General features: G+C 35.1%; 2 protein-coding genes. Both read right to left on the reverse strand.

Translation table 11 applies throughout. The annotated features are described in order from the left end of the window. Nucleotides 1-176: 176 nt before the first annotated feature. A complete protein-coding gene (locus tag BLP50_RS14150) occupies nt 177-590 on the reverse strand; it encodes an Imm63 family immunity protein (protein WP_090155904.1) in 414 nt (137 codons plus the stop codon). A 14-nt stretch (nt 591-604) separates the two neighbouring features. Then, nucleotides 605-1,366, reverse strand: a complete 762-nt coding sequence (locus tag BLP50_RS14155) for a TNT domain-containing protein (protein ID WP_090155906.1) — start codon at nt 1,364-1,366, stop codon at nt 605-607. Between the last annotated feature and the right edge of the window lie 235 nt (nt 1,367-1,601).

Genomic DNA, 1,601 nt, shown 5'->3' on the forward strand with positions numbered 1-1,601 from the left:
ATTGTGTATAATCCTTTGTACTCTTTCCATTTTTAGCATTTTCCATTTCCTTTTTAATTTGTTGTTGAATATCCATATTTTTTTTCTTATACTTTAATTCTTCCATTTTTATTCCGTCTTTTAATATTGCATTACACTATATTGACTTAAGACCATAGAAATTTAGCAATTGCCTATTAAACATCATTATAAGGATTATCTTTTAGAATTATTTCTATTTCTTCCTTTTTTCTTTTCTCAAAATCTTCTCCAAACAATGAAAAAACCTCTATTTCTTTCGCAAAAAAAGCTCTACGAAAATCCTTTCCCTTTTCTCTATTGAGTATCGCAAAATTCATAATAATTTCAACAGAAATCACCTGCACTGCGTGCCATAGAACTTCCCTCTTATCGTCTGTTAAAATATCGCTCCTAATTCGCCCTTTCTCGGTATAAAGAATATGGTATTCATTATACTTACTAAATATATATGTTCCTTCTACACTATTATCTGTTCCTTCTTTAAAAAACAATTTATCATAATTTACATCTCCTAGATTTGTTCGAATTTCATTATACACGTATTTTTTTAATTCCTCTGTTGATAACATCTTACACCTCTTTCTTACTTAGGTACCAAATATCCCTCTCGAATCAATTGTAATATAGGCTTTGGAAGTTCATACTGTAAACCACCACCATCTGATCCTCCCCACTTTGCAATTACAGCTTGAGTTGTATCCGGTATCTCTTTTATTACTTCAAATTCCTGGTAAACGTTTGGATCAGTAGTAGGTGGTAATGCCAATTTATTAGCATCAGCTCCTGTTTCAGTAACAAAATTACTTCTTGGCCCTATTGCTCCATATCTTCCCAGTGATTCTCCCTGTTTTAATGTTATATTAACTTCTGTTCCTGGAACAGCACCATTATTCGGCGGATAATTAATTGAACCATCGGGTTTATACCAATCCGTATTGATGACACTTTCCCCATCGACACCAGCCACATCTTCAACAACCACCTCCGGGCTATCGATAGCATCTATTTTCACATTCTCATCAGCCACAACCTCTGATGTATTCTGAGGAGATGTTTTAGAGAACATATAATAAGCTCCTGCAGTGAAAGCTCCAGTTATTCCCGCATTGATTAATGCTTGTTTGTAGTCGATATTATAGGCTGCCTCATCATTTAAAATATTAGCACGAATAGCCGGATTTATATATGCTTCATCCACATATTCCATTGTAAATCCAGTTACACCCGCACCTAATACTCCAACTGGCACAGGAATACCAGTTGCAAATCTTCCAGCACCTCCAACTGCAAACATAGCTGAAGTCTTTATGCCTTCTTCAATTCCTACTGCTGTGCCGTATGCCACCGCTTGGCTTTCTGTGTAACCTTCTCGTTCTACCTGCGCTTTGCTATTTCCTCCCGCTCTGACACCATAAAGTATTTTTACCCTTATAATTTCAGCATTCCTATTTTTAAAAAATCCGAAGGCTCAACAGCCTAATGTTCACGAAGAAAAATAAGCAGCACTTTACAAAGCACTGCTTATTTCTATTAATCGTTTTCAATCTATCTAAAACTTTTCCACTCCTTAGAATTAATTA

It is taken from the genome of Pseudobutyrivibrio sp. AR14 (genome assembly GCF_900101325.1).
Taxonomy (GTDB): domain Bacteria; phylum Bacillota; class Clostridia; order Lachnospirales; family Lachnospiraceae; genus Pseudobutyrivibrio.